The organism is Streptomyces sp. NPDC001536, assembly GCF_042894505.1.
In the GTDB taxonomy this organism is placed as follows: Bacteria; Actinomycetota; Actinomycetes; order Streptomycetales; family Streptomycetaceae; genus Streptomyces.
In genome coordinates this window covers 74,476-89,716 of the sequence record NZ_JBIAVQ010000010.1, presented here as the reverse complement: position 1 = coordinate 89,716, position 15,241 = coordinate 74,476, and the positions used below count along the sequence as shown (strand labels likewise).

Sequence of the window (15,241 nt, the reverse complement as noted above, 5' to 3'; positions counted from 1 at the left end):
ACGGTTGCTTCGCATGACTCATAGCGAGATCGAGATCACGGCGGAGCTGATCCGGGACCTGCTGCGCGACCAGCACCCCGACCTGGCCGGTCACCCGCTGAAACTCGGCGCGCGAGGCTGGGACAACCAGCTGTGGCGCCTCGGCGACGACCTCGCCGTCCGGCTGCCCTGGGCGACGCGGTCCGCGGACGAACTGCTGCGCAAGGAGCACACCTGGCTGCCCGCCCTCGCCCCGCGCCTCCCGCTGCCGATCCCCGTCCCACAGCGCCTCGGTGAGCCCTCCGAGCGGTTTCCGCGGCCCTGGATCGTCACCACCTGGGTGCGGGGCGAGCCCGCCGACCGAGCCCCCGCCACACGCGCCGCGGAGGCGGCCGACACCCTGGCCGCCTTCCTGACGGCTCTTCACCGGCCCGCGCCCACCGGGGCGCCCGCCGGCCGTGACCGCGGCGGGCCGCTGGCCGACCACGCCGAGGGGTTCGCCAGGATGTTCGCCTCGGCCACCGAGCTGGGCCTGATCGCTGACCCGGACGCCGTCCGCGCGGTCTGGGAGGACGCCGCAGCAGCCCCCGACTGGACGGGTCCGGCCCTGTGGCTCCATGGCGACCTGCACCCGGCCAACGTTCTCACCGCGGACGGCACCTTCTGCGGCGTGATCGACTTCGGCGACCTCTTCGCCGGCGACCCGGCCTGTGACCTAGCCGCCCCCTGGATACTCCTGCCGGACGGCGCCGTCGAACGCTTCCACGACACCTATCGGCCGACCCCGGACACCGCGACCCTGCGCCGCGCCCGCGGCTGGGCAGTCCTGCGCGCCCTCGCCTGCATCCACATCGCGGACGCCGGCGTCCACGGCCGCCCCGGCGGCAAGCCCACCTGGGGCCCACCCGCCCAAGCCGCGCTACGCCGCCTCACCGCTGATCACGCCCTCGCTGACGGGCAAGGCCGGACATGACTCCGGCCCCTTCCAGATGAGGAAGGGGCCGGACCCTTGGTAGCGGGGACAGGATTTGAACCTGCGACCTCTGGGTTATGAGCCCAGCGAGCTACCGAGCTGCTCCACCCCGCGTCGGTACCCCCACCCTATGCCATTCGGGAACGGGGCGCGGACACGGCCTACGAGATCCTCGCGGGCTGGGTCAGTCCTTGAAGCGCGACGGGCACCTGCGGGCTTTCGAGAGGGTGCCAGGTGTTGCCGGCCTGGGCTGTGAGGACGATCAGAGCCGCTACGAAGACGAGCGAGGCCAGGATGAAGGAGCCCTGGACGACGGCGGGATCGGCGGGGTCGGAGTGCCGTAGGACGAAGAAGGCGTGGACGGCGGGAGCCGCCGCGCCGAGGCCGTGTGACCGGGCGAGCCGGCTCAGTCGCGGTCCCCGTCAGTTTCAGGCTCTGTCCGTCCAGCAGGCCGTCCCTGCGCATCAGGCGGACGGCCACTTCCGCCGCGCGGGAGGAGTTGCGGCTCAGTGGCTGGGGTTGGTGAGCGGTCGAGCACAACGGCTAGGCGGCGCTCAGCAACTCCGCGTGGTAGGCGTCGAGCCCGGGCCATGCCCGCACCTGCCTGACGATCCGAGCCTCCACCGACCGCCGCCACCGCCGGGCCGGACCCAGCACCAGGTTCACACCGGCCAGCGCGATCAGGCAGGTCATCAGCATCCCCATGGGCACGCCGATCGACGACGAGGTACGCGGACCGCAAGGCCCGGCCTCGCTCCGCGGGGCGGCGGTACGGTCCGGCCGAGAAAAATGTGCGGGCGGATGTCGATCCAGGCAGGCTGTGTTCGACGCAAGGGTGAGAGAAGGCCATCAACACGAGAGGTGAAGGCCATGCCCAAGGTCCGGGTACACAACGTGACGATCTCCCTCGACGGCTTCGTGGCCGGCACGAACCAGCGGCTGGACGCCCCCTTCGGGGACGGTGTCGGCTGGGGTGACGAGCTGCACAGCTGGTTCGTCGCCGCGTCGGAGGACGCCGCCGCGGGCAAGACCGGAACCGATGTCGACTACTTCGTCCGCGGTGATCAGAACATCGGCGCCACGATCATGGGGCGGAACATGTTCGGGCCGCAGCGCGGGCCGTGGCAGGACGAGTCCTGGAAGGGCTGGTGGGGCGACAACCCGCCCTATCACCACGACGTCTTCGTGCACACCCACCATGTGCGCCCGACGCTGGAGATGGCCGGCGGGACGGCCTTTCACTTCACCGACGAGCCGGTGGAGACGGTACTCCAGCGTGCGTTCGACGCCGCCGACGGCAAGGACGTCCGGATCGGCGGCGGCGCGGCGGTCATCCAGCAGTATCTGCGCGCGGGGCTGATCGACGAGCTCCACCTGGTGATCGCGCCGATGCTCATCGGACGCGGGGAGCGACTTTTCGAGAATCTGGGGGAGGGGACCGACGGCTACCGGGTGGCCGAGCTGGTCGGCTCCCCGACGGTCACCCACGCGATCCTGGTCCGCCGCTGACACGCCCGGCGACAGCGATGTCCTGGGTCAGCTTCACGTGATCGTCCTCCAGGTTCCACCTCCCCTTGCGATGGGCGTGGTTGCTCACCCAGAACACCATCGCCTCGTCGCGGCGGAACTCCGCGACGGTCGCCAGCGACCAGTCGTTGCCCCCGTCGTGCCAAGCGAACCGATCACCGTCGGAGTCGACGACGACCCAGCCGTACCCGTAGGCGCCGCCGACCTCGGGTACCCGCACATGCGGGGCGAACAGCTTGTGCCTCGCGGCGGCGGACAGGACGGTTACGCCGGTGAGGACGCGGTGCCAGCGGAACATGTCGCGGGCGGTGGAGAGGATCCCGCCGTTGCCGCGCAGATTCCAGTACGGCCCGTCGGGCGCCCACGGGTGGTCCATCGGCCGTCCCTGGGCGCGTCCGTGCTCGTCGTACTCGACGGCGACCCGCGCGCGCTTCCAGTCGGGCAGCACATAGCCGGTACGGGTCATCCCGGCGGGCCGGAACAGGTGCTGGGCGAGGAATCGTTCGTAACTCTGCCCGGAGACCTCCTCCACGACCGCGGCGAGCAGGCTGTAGCCGAGGTTCGAGTAGTGGAACTCCTCGCCGGGACCGGATCGGAGCGGTGCCCGCATCGCCCGGTCCAGCATCTGAGCGCGCGTCAGCGGGTCGTAGTCGTCGCCGAGCGACTGGGGCAGCCCCGACGTGTGGGTGAGGAGCTGGTGCAGGGTGATGGCCCTCTTGTCGTCGGGCACGCGCCCCAGGTGCGTGCCGATCGGGTCGCTGACCTTGAGCTCGCCGTGCATCTCCAGCTTCAGGATCGCCGCGGCGGTGAACTGCTTCGTGATCGACATGACGTCGTACACGGTGTCGCAGGTCGCGGGGGTCTTCGCGGCACGGTCGGACAGCCCGCGCCCCGCACAGTGCACGAGCTTGTCCCCTCGGGCGGCGGCCACGGTGATGCCGGGCCCCTCGGGGAGTGCCTCATCGAGGAAGCGTTCGACGGCGGGGTCGATCGGGTCCCGCGCCGAGGCGGCCGCCCGTTTCCCGTCGCCGGTCCCTGTTCCGGCCACGGTGTGGACATCCGAGCACCCGACGAGTGTGAAAGCGAGCAACAGCACGAGGGAACCGAAGCGAGCCACACATACCTCCCAGACAACGACGACAGCTGTGAGGCCGAGGCTGACCGCCGCTCCCGGGCCCCTTCAACACAGGGGCTGTGCGAGCTTGTGCGAGTTCCTGTACGCGCAGGTCGGCGCCGCACACCCAATCGGAGGGACACCCGTATGACACCGCCGCCCGTGCCCACCCCCGCCGACGGAGAGGCCGCGTTCATGGCCGAGTTGCGCCGCCTCAAGGCCTGGTCGGGCCTCAGCTACCGGGAGTTGGAGCGCGCGGCGGCCGCGGCGGGCGAGGTGCTGCCGTACTCGACGGCGGCGAGCATGCTCCGTCGGGATCGCCTGCCCCGTGAGGCCGTTCTCGTCGCCTTCCTCGCCGCCTGCGGCCTCGACGCCGAGGACACCCGGCGCTGGGTGGCCGCCCGCCGGGAACTCGCCATGGGCGCACGGCCGTTCCCCGCACCGGCTCCGCGGGAACCCGCGCGGCGACGCCGGCCGCGCTTGCCGCTCGCACTCGTCGGCGCGGCGGCGGCCGTCGCCTTCCTGGGCGGTGCGAGCGCGACGGCGTTCGGCACCTTGACGGTGCAGGAGGAGCAGACGGTGGAGGACATACACCAACCCTGAGGGCCCCGTTGGGATGCGCGCCCTGACACCCGCGCACCGACGCATCGGGTGACCTTCCGGCCAACTTCAGCCGGCCACCTGCCGTACTCCCTGTGACTGATGGACAGTTGACGGTCTTCTGTGCGCAAGCTTCCGCCCGCAGTATCTGCATGTCCATGGCACCCTCGACGGTTAGGAAGCGCCCGTGAGTTCGACGCACCGCACCGCACGAAGAGCGGCGGCCATCGCCGCGCTGGCCACCCTCGTCGCCGCGTCCCCCGTGACCGCGGCGGACCTGCCGACGGTGACCGCCACGAGCGAGACCGCCGCCCTCTACGACGACGAGGCCGGCGGCCACTCCGACGCCGACGACCCCGCGATCTGGCGCGACCCCGCACACCCCGGACGCAGCCTCGTCGTGGCCACCGCCAAGGAGGGCGGCCTGCGGGTCTACGACCTGAACGCCCGCCTCGTACAGTCGCTGGCGGCCCCGAAGCCGCCCGCCGAGGACGACGCCCCGGGCCGCTTCAACAACGTCGACCTCGTCTCCGGCCTGCGCACCTCGACCGGTCGGGCCGACGTGGCGGTCGTGAGCGACCGCGGCAACGACCGGCTGCGGATCTACCGCATCGCCCCCTCCCACCCCGGCGGGCCCCTGACCGACATCACCGACCCGGCCGCCCCGCCCGTCTTCTCCACCGACCAGACCGAGATCAACGAACAGCGCACCGCGTACGGCCTGGCCACCTGGAAGGACACGACCACGGGACGCTCGTACGCCCTGGTCAGCCAGCGTGAACGCACCCGCCTGGCCCTGCTCGAACTCGTCCCGGCCGCAGGCGGCACGGTGGGCTACCGCAAGGTCCGCACCCTCGACCTCCCGTCCTCCTTCCGCCTCCCGAACGGCACCTCCTGGACCCCCTGCCTGGAGCCCGGCGAACTCCCGCAGGTCGAGGGCATGGTCGTCGACCCGGCCACCGGCACGCTCTACGCCGGACAGGAGGACGTGGGCATCTGGCGGCTGCGCGCGGACCTCACCGGCAAGCCGGTCCTGGTCGACAAGGTCAAGGAGTACGGCGTGCCGGGGACGTACGACGAGGAGAGCGAGGAGTGCACGCCGGGCGCCGACCCCGGGTACGGCGGCACCCGCCTCTCGGCCGACGTCGAAGGCCTGACGCTCTATCAAGAGTCCGACGGAGACGGCTACTTGCTCGCCTCCGGCCAGGGCGACAACACCTTCGCCCTGTACGACCGCGAGGTGAGCGAGGGCAACGAGTACGAGGGCGGCTTCCGGATCACCGCGGCCTCGCCGACCCTCGACGGCGTGCAGGAGTGCGACGGGTCGGCCGTCCTCAACGCCCCGCTGGGCGACCGCTATCCGCACGGCCTGCTCGTGGTCCAGGACGGCCAGGAGACACCCGCGGTCCCGGACGGCGAGGGCGGCACGCGCACGGCGACCGGCTTCAAGTTCGTCGATCTCGGTGAGCTCGTGGACGCGACCGACATGTGACCTCTGCGGCCGCCGGGCGTGGTCCCGGCGGCCGCGGGGGACGGCGCACATGACCTGGGTTCTCGCACGCGTCGGGATCGTCCTCGCCCTCGGACGGTCACGGGAGCCCAGCGTGAGGAGCACCGGGAATCGGCCCGAGGGGAAGTACGGCTGACAGCTGAGTGGGAGAATCTGTCGCCAGGGGTCCGTCCGGCCGGAGCGGCCGGCGTCCCGCGAGCGCGGGGGAGGGCCGGAAGGGGAATCGTCAGCATGATCGAGTGGGTGTCCCTCAGCGCGGAGGTACGACCCGTCCCCCGCCCCCTTGCCACGCCGCTGGTCTGGGCCACGGCCTTCGGGGGTGCCCTGGTCCTGGTGGCGCTGCACACCCTCTTCGTGGGCACGGACCGCCCCGGTCTCGCCCTGGCAGGGCTCTCCTTGCTGGCCGTAGCGCTGGGCCTGTGCGCCCGCTTCACCGCCGCCCCCGGTACGGCGGTGCTGTGCTGGTTGTTCCTCAACGGCTTCGCGATCCCACCCGTGGGCACCCTCACCTGGGCGGCCCCTCGCGACACCCTCTGGCTCGCCAGTCTCTGCGCCGCGGCCCTCGTCGGCACGGTGCTCGCCCGGATCGTCCACGCCCGGGCCGCCTACCGCCGTATCACCATCGGATCGGCGCCCATGGCGGCAGAGCCCGAGGACTGGCGCGGCAGCGACTGACCTGACCGATCGGTCGACGTCCGAGGTCCTGAGAGAGCGGGCTCGCAGGTAGTGCCGTCAGTGCGGACGCCTTGGCGACGCGGGATCTTCCGGACCCGTACGTGGTTTCGGCGTCACCCTTGGGCATCGGCGTCCTCGTCTCCATGTTCAGCGCCTTGGTGATCACCCGGGCCCTCGCCGACCACGCCGTCCCCCGGCCCTGGCTCTGGCGCTGCCCCGGTCTGACAGGCATCGCCCACCCCGGGACCGTCCGCGACCGCCTCACCCGCACCGACCCCGGCGCGCTCCTGGTGCTGGCCGGTTCCGGGATCGCCGTGCGGGGACTGGACTTCGGTGTCGAATGCTCATCGGCCTCGCGGTCGGCACGTACTCCTCCATGTTCACCGCGACACCCCTAGCCATCGAGCTCCACAAACGCCCATGGCGCGGCACACCGGGTCATGCCGAATCAGCGAACTTCGGCTGGGTCAGCCCGGCTTGACCGCCAGCGTCGCAAAGTAGTGCGACATGTAGTGAGCGGATGCGTTGGCTTGGTGCGGCGCTTCCGCGAAGGCGGTGAGGGCGAACCCCGCGGCGAGTTGTCCGCCGATCTGGTCGGTGAGCGTGTGGCTGTATTCAAGAGGGGCATCCGCGCCGAACTTCGCGGCACGTTCCTCGGCGGAGTAGTGCGTGAGATCGCTGTAGGGCAGCTTGTGCGCGACGATCAGCTCGCCGCGTTCGTCGAGCGCCTCGTGGTCGAACAGGTACGCATCAGGGTTGAGGAAGCCCGCGAGCAGTGTCCCGCCCGGTCGCAGGATTCGGAAGCACTCACGCCACACCGGTGCCAGGTCCGGTACGAACAGGTTGGAGACCGGATGGAACACGACGTCGAACGTCGCGTCGCCGAAGGCGCTGAGGTCACGCATGTCGCCCAGGACCGTGCGCAGCTCGAGTCCGTCGCGTTCCGCCACCATCTCGTCCTGGCCGAGCTGGCGGGGGGAGTTGTCGAACACGGTGACCCGCGCCCCCGCGGCGGCGAGGATCGGACCCTGCTGGCCACCGCCAGAGGCCAGGCACAGCACGTCCTTGCCGGTCAGGTCCGTCGGCAGCCAGGAGCGGTCCACCGGCTCATGCCCGATGAGAACGATCGACCAGTCGCCCAGGCGGGCGCGCTCGACCTCCTCGGAACTCACCGGCCTCGACCACTCGATGCCCTCTTGGACACACTTGTCCCAGGCCGCTCGATTGTGGGCAACGGGGTCGAGACCCATGTCCTGCACGTTCAACTCCCTGCTACAGCCAGGCGGACACCTGCGGTACTGACAGTCCGGTGCCGCCAGCCAACACGATCGCAGGGTGCGGACTCAACGAATTTTGCGCCGCAGCTCGGGACCACCGGCAACACCGCTACGCCCTGGGCCTGCCGAAGCCGTCCGCCTGCCATGATTCCTCTCCGCGCGCATGATCGCCCGCCCGCTGGGCACGATGTCCTTCACCATCGCGTCGGCGAGGGTGAAGGAGACCGGTGCGGGGGTCGGATTCCGTAGCGGACGCGCAGCACGCGGAGGTGTCATGAATCGTCAGGCCCGGGTTCGCGTCCATGTCAGCCGTCGGCCCAGCGCGCCGCGGAACCTCGAGATCGACCGCCGGACGCCCTCGGGACGCATCCTGCCGTACTGAGCACAGGCGCCGTTGGCCCCAGGGCTCGGTGGTGCGCCGGGGTCAGTCGCAGGCACTTCCGTTCAGGGCGAAACCTGCGGGAGAGGGATTGCTCCCGCTGAGAGACCCCTGGACGCCGAAACTCGCTGTCGCGCCAGGTGCGATCGCCCGGTTCCAGTCGACGTTGCGGGCCACGACAGCGGCTCCGCTCTGGGCGACGGTCGCGTTCCAGGCGCTGGTGACTCGCTGACCGCCCGGGTAGCTCCAGGTCAACTGCCACCCGTCGACGGCGGACTGGCCGGTGTTCTTGACGGTCACCGTCGCCGTGAAGCCGTCGCTCCATGCGTTCTCCACCTTGTACGTCACCGCGCAGGCCGCGGCGGGCTGCTCACCGCCCGAGGGCGTCCGTTCGGCGGCGTACGCGGCGAGCCAGGCCAGCGGAGCGTTCCAGTTGACCGCCACCTCGTTGGTCGAGTACGAGCCGATGTCGTCGATGTAGCACGCGGCGGGCGCACAGCCCGCCAGCCTCTCCTGCGCCACCGGGTCCTGGAGGTCGTCGTTGGGGCCGCCCGCGAGTGAACCCGCCGGAGGGTTGGGCAGCGAGGCGTCCGCCTGCTGTGCCCAGAATCGGTGGTGCTGGTTGCGGGAGTCCTTCTCGCCGTAGCCGGTGACGTAGGACTGGCCGATGGCGTTACGGCCGAGCAGGTAGTCCATCGCCTCCAACGCACCGGTGCGGTAGCGCCCGTTGCCGGTCAGCTCTCCGGCGACGGCCATCACGATCGCGTTGTCCGCGACCTCGCTGTTGGAGCCCCAGAAGTACCCGTCCGCCGGGATGGGCACGGCGTAGCCCTGCGCGGCCATCCTGGACAGGTGGCTGTCGGCGGCGGAGGTCACCGAGGCGCGGACGCGCGTCAGGTCGGAGGCGGTCAGCCCGTTGGGGACGGTGGCCAGGGTGAGCCGGCCGAGCGCGGCCGTGTCGGCCCAGCCGAAGCCGTAGGCGGTGAAGGCGTCGGCCGAGGTGTGCCAGGACGAGGAGGTCACGGCGTCGCGGTAGGCGCTCTCACCGGTTGTCGCGTACAACTCGGCGGCCGCCCAGTAGAACTCGTCCGTGACCCGCGTGTCGCCGTAGGCCCCGCCGCCGGTGCTGTCGGAATCCGGTGCGTACAGCGCGGGGTTGGCCTGTGCCGCCGTCCAGGCCCGGCGGGCGGCCGCCAGGCAGCGGTCCGCGTAGGCCGCGTCGTACGGGCGGAAGACCCGGGCGCACTGGGCCGCGCTCGCCGCGAGGTTGAGGGTCGCCGCGGTGGACGGGCGGTGCAGTTCGCGCTGTTGGGCGTCCTGTTCCGGGCGGGTCGGGATACCGGTCCAGTTCGCGTCGTGGATCTTGTGGAAGGCCATGCCCGCGTACGGCTTGCCCGCGGGCACCTGCATCCGCATCAGGAAGTCCAGTTCCCAGCGCGCCTCGTCCAGGACGTCCGGGGTGCCGTTTCCGCGCTCGGGGACGCGCAGCGTCGTGTCGCCCAGGGCGGCCTCGGTGCCCGCGCGCTTGGCCCGCTCGAAGGAGTTGACGACCAGCCAGGCGGAAATGCCGCCGTTGACCACGTACTTGCCGTGGTCGCCGGCGTCGTACCAGCCGCCTCTGACGTCCTGGGTGTAGTCGCAGACCCCGGACTGGCAGGGGACGGAGGTGTCGCCCTTGTTCGGTGCGACGCCGAGGTGCCCGGCCGGGTGGGCGTAGGCGGAGCCCACCAGGGAGGCGTCGATGGCGATGCCGCTGCGCTGGTGGTAGAAGAACGCCATCGCGTCGGAGCGCAGTCCGTCGTAGAGGTTCGCGCGGATGTCGAACGGGTCGCTGTTGCTGCCGTCCACCGTCAGGACGTAGCCCGAGCCCGTTTCCGCGTACGAGGAGAAGTCGGCCACCTGGAGGGACTGGCCGGAGGGGGTGTCCGCGCCGCGCGGGGTCGTGGAGCCGGAGGTGACCACGGTTCCGGAGGCGTTGCGCAGTTGCCAGGTGAGCGGTTGCGTCGCCGTGGTGACGACGGTCGCGCGCTTGGGGCCGTCGGGCAGGTAGCCGACCTGGTTGACGCGCACGGCACTGGTCGCCGCGACGGCGGTGGGAGCGGTCAGCAGGCCGCCGAGGACGAGAGAGCTCGTCAGCAGGGCGACCGCGAGGGGCCTGCTGTAGTGACGTAACGAGATGAAGGCATGCATGAGCGGCTCCTGATGGGGTGTTCGCGGGTGTGGGAGCGCTCCCATCAGGAGAGTGTCATGCGCACGATGACCCGTCAATCGGTGTGCACGTGGGAGGCGTGGGACGTCCCCGCCCCGCGCTCGGCGGGGCGGGGGGTCGGTCACTGGCCCGGTGTGAGGATGTAGGTGTTGAGGGTGTCGACCGTGCTGAGGGGGGTGGGGGAGCCCAGGTCGTAGCGGTCGACGGCCAGGTAGGTGGGCTTCTTGCGGGCGGCAGGGGTGCAGAAGTTCTGGGCGCGGTTGAGGAGTTTGCCGTTGTCGGTCGTGGTGGTGGCGGTGATGGTGTAGTCGCGGAAGTGGTTCATGACGAACAGGGGGTGGAAGGCGGACGAGTCGGTGGTCAGCGGTCTGCCGGTGCCCCAGCGGCTGTAGCAGGACCAGTCGGAGTCACCGATCCCGCCGCCCATGGACCAGTAGTTCTCCACGGTCCACTCGCGCTGGTACATCACCCCGAAGGTGTCCCGGGTGCTCCACCCGTTCGCGGTGTCGCTCGCGCGGGTGCGGTCGCTGAAGATCAGCAGCTGCTTGCCGCGGGCGGCCAGGTCGGCCATGGTCGGCCAGCCGTTGGCGGCCACGCCCTCCTGGTCGGGCCGGAACAGCACGTCGTACAGCCCGCTGACCGAGGCGAGCGAGGACTTCAGCACGTCGGAGGAGGCGTAGTCCTCCAGGAACACGGTGACGAACTGGCCCGGGTTCGCCTTGAGGAAGTCGACCATGCGCTGGAGGTCGGTGGCGAGCGGCACGGGGCTGCCGACGCCGCTGCAGCTGTTGTGGCACAGCACGGCCTGGCCCGAGACGGTGTAGTCGTCCAGCATGAAACCCCGTACGCCGTCGCTCAGTTGGCGGGTGATGCCGCGGCTCTGGTTGGGGAACAGGCTGACCGGGAACGAGGCGAAGTTGCCGTCGGAGCCGTTGGCGAAGGCGTTGTGCGAGGTCAGGAAGGTGACCTGGTCCAGGGTGCGGGTGTCCGCCGGCGTGGTGGCGTAGGCGGTCGGAGTGAGGTACCAGCGGGCCAGGTCGCCCGACGAACCGAGCTGTACGGCGGCGGAGTCCGCGGCCGAGGTGGTGAGGTACTGCGAGGTGCCCGGGACGGAGACGGTGTACGTGCCGCCCGTGCCCGCGGCGATCGTCCAGGTGGTGCCGTCCGCGCCACAGGCCGCCGTCACCGCGGACGTGCCGCTGCGGCCGAGGCAGACGCCGGACTCGTCGGCGTTCTGCAGCCGGTGGCCGCCGCTGACCGCGACCGGGGTCCACTGCTGGTGGTCCTCGGTCCCCTTGGGATTGTGCGCGACGACCGTCCCGCCGCTGTCGGCCGCGTTCAGGCCGGTGACGTAGCTCTGGAGGTACACCGAGGTGGTGGGGACGGCTGCCGCGGCCTGGCCAGGGGGCAGGGCGGGCAGGGTGAGGGCGAGCGCGGCGGTGCCGCACAGGGCGCGCAGGGGGCGCAGGTGCACGGTGGTTCCTCTCACTCCGGCACTGAGGGTGGTGTGGCAGAGACATGACATATCCGATGGTGAGGGTGCGGTGCCAGGCCTGACGCGTGAACTGTTGCGGCACGCCAGGCTTGTGACGAACCGACAGGGCGCGATCAAGTCGCGCTGTCCGTACAGGAGTTGGCGTCCGTGAGAGCGTGAACGCGAAGTCGTTCTCGCCGTTGTGGTGCCGGCCCCAAGACTTACCAACGGCGGGACGCCGACCAGTGCGTCTCCGCGGGCGCGGCTGAAAACCGGCGCTGTCTGTGCGGATATGCCGGAACGTCATGGTCATTTCCAGCCGTTGCTTTGGCATTCCCATGACAAAACTGTGCATGCGGTGCCACTCTTCTGCGGAAGTTCACGGTTCCTTGACCAAATCACCACGCGGAGCAACCGCTCGACCCCACCCCCCGCCTCCTTCCACCCGCCTGCCGTGCAGCGCTCCGGACCGGCGCACCCCGCCGCTCCGTCTCGTCCGCGGCCCCCGTCACGGGCTGGCCGTCGTATCGAAGGAGAAGTCGTTGCCCCACCGCGCTCTTGTACGGCGCAGACGCGCCACCGCCCTCGCCCTTACGGCCGTAGGGTCCCTACTCGCCCTGGCCGCCCCCGAGTTCGCCGCCGCGGCCCCGGCGGACCCGGGTCCCACGAAGATCACCGCCACCCCCCGGGCCGGCGCCGCCCAGCCCTCCCTGACGCCCGCTCGCCGCACCGCCCTGATCAAGAGCGCCCGTTCCGCGGCGGCCGGCACCGCGCAGCGGATCGGCCTCGGCGCCCAGGAGAAACTCGTCGTCAAGGACGTCATCAAGGACGCCGACGGCACCCTGCACACCCGCTACGACCGTACCTACGCCGGGCTGCCCGTCCTCGGCGGCGACCTCGTCGTCCATGACAAGAGCGGCCGTACGACCGTCACCAAGGCGACCGCGGCTCGCCTCCAGGTGTCCTCGCTCAGCCCGAAGGTCACGGCTGCCGGCGCAGCCGCGAAGGCCCTCACCGCCTCGAAGAACGCCGAGGTCAAGGGTGCCGAGACGGAACAGGCACCCCGCCTGGTGGTCTGGGCCGGCAGCGGCAAGCCCGTGCTGGCCTGGGAGACCCTCGTCGAGGGCGTCCAGGAGGACGGCACCCCCAGCGAACTCCAGGTCGTGTCCGACGCCGCCACCGGCAAGCAGCTCCTGGCCGCGGAACATGTGCACACCGGCTCCGGCACAGGCCAGTACGCCGGCGAGGTCCCGCTCGGCAGCACCCTGTCCGGGTCGACGTACCAGCTCGTCGACCCCGACCGGGCCGGGCAGCGGACGTACGACCTCAACCAGGGCACCTCCGGTACCGGCACCCTGTTCACGGACGACAACGATGTCTGGGGCAACGGTCTGCCGTCCAACCGTCAGACCGCGGGTGTCGACGTCGCCTTCGGCGCCGCGGCCACCTGGGACTATTACAAGGAGAACTTCGGCCGCAACGGCATCCGCAACGACGGGGTCGCCGCCTACAGCCGCGCCCACTACGGCAACAACTACGTCAACGCCTTCTGGCAGGACTCCTGCTTCTGCATGACGTACGGCGACGGCGCTGGCAACACCCACCCGCTGACTGCGCTCGACGTAGCCGCCCACGAGATGAGCCACGGTGTCACCGCCGCCACCGCGGGTCTGGTCTACTCGGGCGAGTCCGGCGGCCTCAACGAGGCGACCTCCGACATCTTCGCCGCCGCCGTCGAGTTCTACGAGAACCTCCCGGCCGACCCGGGCGACTACCTCGTCGGCGAGAAGATCGACATCAACGGTGACGGCACCCCGCTGCGCTACATGGACAAGCCCTCCAGGGACGGCGACTCCCGCGACAACTGGAGCTCCACGCTGGGCAGTATCGACGTCCACTACTCCTCCGGCCCCGCGAACCACTTCTTCTACCTGCTCTCCGAGGGCAGCGGCGCCAAGACCGTCAACGGAGTGGACTACGACAGCCCGACGTACGACGGCCAGGCCGTCACCGGCATCGGTATCCAGAACGCCGCCGCGATCTGGTACCGCGCGCTGACGACGTACATGACCTCGACGACCAACTACGCCGGCGCCCGCACCGCCACCCTGTCGGCCACCGCCGACCTCTTCGGCGCCTACAGCCCCACCTACCTCGCCGTCGCCGACGCCTGGGCCGCGACGAACGTCGGCAACCGCATCGCCCTCGGCGTCAACCTCGCCCCGACCGCCGACCAGATCAGCGGCGTCAACCAGACCGTCAGCCTCCAACTGGACGCCTACACCACCAACTCCGGCGCCTCTCTGACCTACGAGGCCTCCGGACTGCCCGACGGACTCAGTCTCAGCCCTAGCGGCCTGATCACCGGAACGCCCACCACCCTCGGCACCAGCGAGGTCACGATCACCGTGACCGACACCACCGGGGCGACCGCCACGGACACCTTCAGCTGGCAGATCGCCTACGTCTACGCCAACGCCACTCGCGTCGACATCCCCGACAACGGCGCCGCCGTCGAGTCACCGGTGACCATCACCGGCCGCGACGGCAACGCCTCCGCGACCACCACGGTCTACGTCAACATCGTCCACACCTACCGCGGTGACCTCACCGTCGACCTCGTCGGCCCGAACGGCACCGTCTACTCCCTCCTCAACCGCACCGGCGGGTCCGCCGACAACGTCGACCAGACCTTCACCGTCGACGCCTCCGCGCAACCGCTCAACGGCACGTGGAAGCTGCGCGTGCAGGACCGGGCGTCCATCGACGTCGGGTACATAGCGCGCTGGCAACTGACCCCCTGATCCGCACCGCCGGCACACCGCCGCCCGGGTCCACGCGATCCGGGCGGCGGTGTGGTCCGTTTTTTCGAGCCCTTGACTGCGGCCGGGGGCTGAGAAGGCACTGCTTCAAGCCACATGGGCGAGGTCGACACCGCTGATGAACGACGTCTCGGATCATGGGACTGTTCCCGAGCACGGTCAGGAGGTCTCGTGCAGTTGCGCAACGTCACTGCGGACGATGTCGACGCCTATGTCCGGATGCGGTGCGACCCGGTCATGATGGCTGATCTCGGCGGCCCGCTACCCCGTGAAGGCATCCCCGACAAGGTTCTTCGCGATGCCGCCGAGGCCGCGGCCGACCTCTGCTGGATCAAGATGATCATCCCTGATCCGGAGACTCCCGACGTGGTGGCCGGGTCGGTGACCATCTGGTCTCATGACACCGACGACGGCCCCATGTCGGAGATCGGATGGATGGTTCTGCCGCATTTCCAGGGCCGTGGCCTGGGCAAGCGCGCGGCTCGAACCCTCCTCGAACAGGCTCGGGATGAGCAGCGTTGGGGCACGGTGCATGCCTTTCCGGCAACGGGCAACGTGGCCTCGAACGGCATCTGCCGGTCCCTAGGCTTCCACTTCGTCACCGAACGGGACGTCACGTTCGCGGACCGAGTGCTGCGCAGCAACCACTGGGCCATCGACCCACGCACCGACCTGAAGTCGGCCTGAGAACCACCCACCGTC

General features: G+C 70.5%; 12 protein-coding genes, 1 tRNA gene and 1 pseudogene. 8 read left to right on the top strand and 6 right to left on the bottom strand.

Annotation, left to right across the window (positions count from 1 at the left end; all coding sequences use genetic code 11):
• Window positions 1-13 precede the first annotated feature (13 nt).
• Window positions 14-952: an aminoglycoside phosphotransferase family protein gene (locus ACFY0U_RS26440; protein WP_388639791.1), complete on the top strand. Its 939-nt coding sequence runs from the start codon at window positions 14-16 to the stop codon at window positions 950-952.
• Between the two features lie 37 nt (window positions 953-989).
• Here ACFY0U_RS26440 and ACFY0U_RS26435 read toward each other — a convergent pair.
• Window positions 990-1,066: transfer RNA gene (locus ACFY0U_RS26435), tRNA-Met, on the bottom strand.
• A gap of 429 nt (window positions 1,067-1,495) precedes the next feature.
• Window positions 1,496-1,645 carry a hypothetical protein gene (locus ACFY0U_RS26430; protein WP_388639789.1) on the bottom strand — a complete coding sequence of 50 codons (150 nt, stop codon included), beginning with the start codon at window positions 1,643-1,645 and terminating at the stop codon, window positions 1,496-1,498.
• Window positions 1,646-1,822: 177 nt separating this feature from the next.
• On the opposite strand from ACFY0U_RS26430, the gene ACFY0U_RS26425 reads away from it, so the two are divergent.
• Complete coding sequence (locus ACFY0U_RS26425) at window positions 1,823-2,461, top strand: dihydrofolate reductase family protein (RefSeq protein ID WP_388639787.1); 639 nt, start codon at window positions 1,823-1,825, stop codon at window positions 2,459-2,461.
• Here the strand turns inward: ACFY0U_RS26425 and ACFY0U_RS26420 are convergent.
• Window positions 2,433-3,596 carry a serine hydrolase domain-containing protein gene (locus ACFY0U_RS26420; RefSeq protein WP_388639785.1) on the bottom strand — a complete coding sequence of 388 codons (1,164 nt, stop codon included), beginning with the start codon at window positions 3,594-3,596 and terminating at the stop codon, window positions 2,433-2,435. The genes ACFY0U_RS26425 and ACFY0U_RS26420 overlap by 29 nt on opposite strands.
• 144 nt (window positions 3,597-3,740) lie before the next feature.
• Here ACFY0U_RS26420 and ACFY0U_RS26415 point away from each other — a divergent pair, with 144 nt between their 5' ends.
• The 4 genes and pseudogenes from ACFY0U_RS26415 to ACFY0U_RS26400 form a co-directional block, all read left to right on the top strand.
• Window positions 3,741-4,196, top strand: coding sequence for a hypothetical protein (locus tag ACFY0U_RS26415; protein ID WP_388639783.1), 456 nt, complete (start codon window positions 3,741-3,743; stop codon window positions 4,194-4,196).
• Between the two features lie 184 nt (window positions 4,197-4,380).
• Window positions 4,381-5,685 (top strand): phytase, encoded by a 1,305-nt coding sequence (locus ACFY0U_RS26410; protein WP_388639781.1) that lies wholly within the window; start codon window positions 4,381-4,383, stop codon window positions 5,683-5,685.
• Window positions 5,686-5,934: 249 nt separating this feature from the next.
• The gene (locus ACFY0U_RS26405; protein ID WP_388639780.1) at window positions 5,935-6,378 is read left to right on the top strand and encodes a hypothetical protein; all 444 of its coding nucleotides are present in this window, start codon (window positions 5,935-5,937) and stop codon (window positions 6,376-6,378) included.
• An 85-nt stretch (window positions 6,379-6,463) separates the two neighbouring features.
• Window positions 6,464-6,719, top strand: a pseudogene (locus ACFY0U_RS26400) (protein translocase subunit SecD); the annotation flags it as partial.
• A gap of 126 nt (window positions 6,720-6,845) precedes the next feature.
• On the opposite strand, the gene ACFY0U_RS26395 reads toward ACFY0U_RS26400, so the two are convergent.
• The 3 genes from ACFY0U_RS26395 to ACFY0U_RS26385 all read right to left on the bottom strand — a co-directional run bounded on the left by ACFY0U_RS26395 (window position 6,846) and on the right by ACFY0U_RS26385 (window position 11,711).
• Window positions 6,846-7,637 carry a class I SAM-dependent methyltransferase gene (locus ACFY0U_RS26395; protein WP_388639778.1) on the bottom strand — a complete coding sequence of 264 codons (792 nt, stop codon included), beginning with the start codon at window positions 7,635-7,637 and terminating at the stop codon, window positions 6,846-6,848.
• 442 nt (window positions 7,638-8,079) lie between these two features.
• Window positions 8,080-10,224 (bottom strand): glycoside hydrolase family 9 protein, encoded by a 2,145-nt coding sequence (locus ACFY0U_RS26390; RefSeq protein WP_388639776.1) that lies wholly within the window; start codon window positions 10,222-10,224, stop codon window positions 8,080-8,082.
• 140 nt (window positions 10,225-10,364) lie between these two features.
• Window positions 10,365-11,711: an RICIN domain-containing protein gene (locus tag ACFY0U_RS26385; protein WP_388640312.1), complete on the bottom strand. Its 1,347-nt coding sequence runs from the start codon at window positions 11,709-11,711 to the stop codon at window positions 10,365-10,367.
• A gap of 548 nt (window positions 11,712-12,259) precedes the next feature.
• Here ACFY0U_RS26385 and ACFY0U_RS26380 point away from each other — a divergent pair.
• Window positions 12,260-14,521, top strand: a complete 2,262-nt coding sequence (locus ACFY0U_RS26380; protein WP_388639774.1) for a M4 family metallopeptidase — start codon at window positions 12,260-12,262, stop codon at window positions 14,519-14,521.
• A gap of 189 nt (window positions 14,522-14,710) precedes the next feature.
• Window positions 14,711-15,226 (top strand): GNAT family N-acetyltransferase, encoded by a 516-nt coding sequence (locus tag ACFY0U_RS26375; protein ID WP_388639773.1) that lies wholly within the window; start codon window positions 14,711-14,713, stop codon window positions 15,224-15,226.
• Window positions 15,227-15,241: the final 15 nt, after the last annotated feature.

Coding starts and splice junctions, on each gene's coding strand:
- ACFY0U_RS26440 (WP_388639791.1), top strand. CDS start 14: ATGACTCATAGCGAGATCGAGATCACGGCGGAGCTGATCCGGGACCTG.
- ACFY0U_RS26430 (WP_388639789.1), bottom strand. CDS start 1,645: ATGACCTGCCTGATCGCGCTGGCCGGTGTGAACCTGGTGCTGGGTCCG.
- ACFY0U_RS26425 (WP_388639787.1), top strand. CDS start 1,823: ATGCCCAAGGTCCGGGTACACAACGTGACGATCTCCCTCGACGGCTTC.
- ACFY0U_RS26415 (WP_388639783.1), top strand. CDS start 3,741: ATGACACCGCCGCCCGTGCCCACCCCCGCCGACGGAGAGGCCGCGTTC.
- ACFY0U_RS26405 (WP_388639780.1), top strand. CDS start 5,935: ATGATCGAGTGGGTGTCCCTCAGCGCGGAGGTACGACCCGTCCCCCGC.
- ACFY0U_RS26390 (WP_388639776.1), bottom strand. CDS start 10,224: ATGCATGCCTTCATCTCGTTACGTCACTACAGCAGGCCCCTCGCGGTC.